The organism is Kitasatospora sp. NPDC001225 (assembly GCF_053597855.1).
Genome location: NZ_JBSFJC010000345.1, coordinates 1 through 2594 on the forward strand (window position 1 = coordinate 1; position 2594 = coordinate 2594).

Genomic DNA, 2594 nt, shown 5'->3' on the forward strand with positions numbered 1-2594 from the left:
GTCGCTGCCGGCCCACTCGCGGTTCAGCAGGGGAGTTGGCGGCTGGGCTCTGCCTGGGAGCAGAGCACCGGGGGGTCACACGAAGGGGTTCTCGGTCGGCCGGTCGGTGTCCACGGCCGCGTCGAGAAGCTCGGGCAGGTCGCCGGGTTCGGAAGTGCGCTGGTCGATCCACCAGCCGGCGCGGGTGATCGTGCGGGCCTGGTCCTCGATCTGCTCCCATTGCGGCTCCGGCAGGCCGGCGTCGAGGACGAGGGTGGTGTAGGCGGCGGCGAGGACCTGGTGGCGGCACCGGATGCCCCAGGCGATGCCGCGGTCGGTGCCCTCCAGCGGTGGCATCCGGTACTGCTGGGACCAGGCTTCCGAATCAGCCTGTTCGGCGGCGCGCTTGGTCCCCAGCCACTCCGCCTTGCCCGTCTCGTCGCTGTCCTGGGCGGCACGCCAGCAGTCGGTGCAGTCCTGCTTCGCGAGCCAGTCGGCGAAGCCGGCTCGCCGGTCGGCCGGGCGGGCGCCGAGGTCGCGCTTGGCCCCGTGTCCGCACGCGTGGGTGATCATCCAGATCTTCTTCACTGCCATGTTCGTTGGTTCCTTGTTCGTTGTGGTGCTGGCCGGTCAGCGGTGGCGGTCACGGGTGGTGGCACAGGTGAGGACGGTGTCCGGGAGGGCGGGCTCGACGGCGACGGTGTACCGGCCCTGCCGGAGGCGGATGGTGGCCTCGGCTACGGCGTCGGGGCCGTCGGAGGGTGCGCGGTAGATGTCGAGGTCCGCCAGGTGACGCCATCCGGCCTTGATGAGGATCTCGGCCGGCTCGTCGGGCAGGTGGTCGCAGAGAGCTGCGACGATGCCCAGCTTGGGGTGGACGGCGAAGACCACGTCCGGTTCCTGGGGGAGATGCGGGAGCACAGAGAAGGGGCCGGTACGGCGGAGCGGGGTGTTGTCGGAGGGAGTGGCGGCAGCAGACACGGGGGTTTCCTCAAGGCGGTAGGGGGAGCGGGGTTGGTCAGCGCGCGCGGGCGAAGGCGATGCGCGGGTCGACGGCCGCGGGCGGCCGGTTGCCGCCGAGCGGGCCGGCAGCGGCGGCAGGAGCGGGCTGGTGGGCCGGACTGTTGAGTGCGGCCTCGTCGATGCGGGACCTGTGCGTGGCGAACGCCTGTCGGACCGCCGCGCGGTGAGCGGCGACGTCCTCGGCGAGCCGGGGCTCCAGGGCGACCTGGAAGTTGCCGCGCCGCAGTCCCGTGACGGTGTGCGCCACGACGTCGAGCGAGTCCGCCCGGGATCCGGCCGGTGGGAAGTAGACGTCCAGGTCCCTGTGGTAGCGCCAGCCGTCGGTATCCAGGTAGATGCCCGGAGTGAAGGGCAGGTGGTCGTTGATGGCGGCGACGATGCCCAGGGTCGGGTGCTCGGCGATGGCGACGTCCGGACCGCTGTCCGGCTGGTGGCTGGGCGTCGGCTCGGCCGTGGCCGTCCGCGCCTGTGTTTGTTCCTGCCTGCCGGAGTTCACGGGGGCCAGGGCCATGTCGGTGTTGACGCGGTAGCCGGCGCCGGTGAGGAGCTTGGCCGCCCAGGCGGCGCGCTCGGGGGCTTCGCGGTGCTGGTCGGTGAGCGTGTAGAGGGTGGGGTGGCCGGGGAGGCGCTCGAAGTCGAGGCGCTCCAGCATCCACTGGGCGGCCGGGGACTGGGTGGGCAGGGAGGCGACGATGCCGTGGTTCGGGTGGTGCCCGATGGCGACGTGGGGAAGCTGGGTGGGTTCGGCGGCAGACACGGTGGGGCTCCGCTTTGGTGGTCGGACGGTGGGAGCGGTGGGCGGAACGCGGTCTGCGGCGGCGGGGCACGGCGGTTGTCCTTCCCGGGCAGGGGTTCAGCGGCGCGGACCCGCGGAGCGGACGGCGGCCGGTGCGGCGAGGACGGCTTCGGCCGGGTGACCAGTGAGGGTGCGTACGGCGGTGGGGGAGGTGGCGACGGCGGCGAGCACCCGGGTGTCGAGGCCGGCCGGGACCCGGGGTGCGGGCCGGGCGTGGCTGGGATGAGCGGCGTGCCGGTCGGCGAGGTCGCCGCGCATCGCCCGGATCTCCCGCACGTAGCCGTCCGCCATGTCCGCGATGTGGCGCAGACGGGCGGCGTAGTGCGGATCGGAAGCGCCGCCCAGGCCCTCCCACCAGGAGGCGCTTTCGTGGAGCACGCCGACGACCTGGTCGAGGACGCCGTCGCCGGGAGCGGTCAGTTCGCTCAGCGCGTCGGCCACCTCGCGGGTGTGCCCGGCTGCCGAGACGGCCTCGCCGACCTGGGCCAGCGACCGGGACGGGGGCAGCGTCGGCGAAAGGCTGTGGTCGATCAGGTCCGCCGGGCAGGTGAAGCGGTAGCCCGTGGCGCGCAGGTGGTCGACGGCCCGCGTCACGGCGCTCCGGCGCTCGCCGGGGTCGACCATGGCGACGGGAAGCCGGTGATGGGTCTCGTGGACACGGACGACGGGGATGAACCCGGCGCGGTGGAGGGCGGACTCGGCGCCGGCACGTACGGCCTGGACCTGTTGGCGGGACGGCACGCCCAGGCCGTCGAGGTACTCGTCGACGGCGGCGAGAAGCTCGGGCACGTTCCCC

General features: G+C 73.5%; 4 protein-coding genes. All 4 read right to left on the reverse strand.

Annotated elements, in window-relative coordinates; genetic code table 11:
* Nucleotides 1-75: 75 nt before the first annotated feature.
* Nucleotides 76-573 (reverse strand): hypothetical protein, encoded by a 498-nt coding sequence (locus tag ACWDCZ_RS40190; protein ID WP_387976753.1) that lies wholly within the window; start codon nt 571-573, stop codon nt 76-78.
* A gap of 36 nt (nt 574-609) precedes the next feature.
* Nucleotides 610-960 (reverse strand): hypothetical protein, encoded by a 351-nt coding sequence (locus ACWDCZ_RS40195; RefSeq protein WP_449818576.1) that lies wholly within the window; start codon nt 958-960, stop codon nt 610-612.
* Between the two features lie 37 nt (nt 961-997).
* Entirely contained in the window at nt 998-1759 is a 762-nt protein-coding gene (locus ACWDCZ_RS40200; protein WP_387976747.1) for a hypothetical protein, read from the reverse strand.
* A 96-nt stretch (nt 1760-1855) separates the two neighbouring features.
* On the reverse strand, nt 1856-2594 hold a 739-nt coding region (locus ACWDCZ_RS40205), incomplete at its 5' end, for a hypothetical protein (protein ID WP_449818577.1).

Coding starts and splice junctions, on each gene's coding strand:
- ACWDCZ_RS40190 (WP_387976753.1), bottom strand. CDS start 573: ATGGCAGTGAAGAAGATCTGGATGATCACCCACGCGTGCGGACACGGG.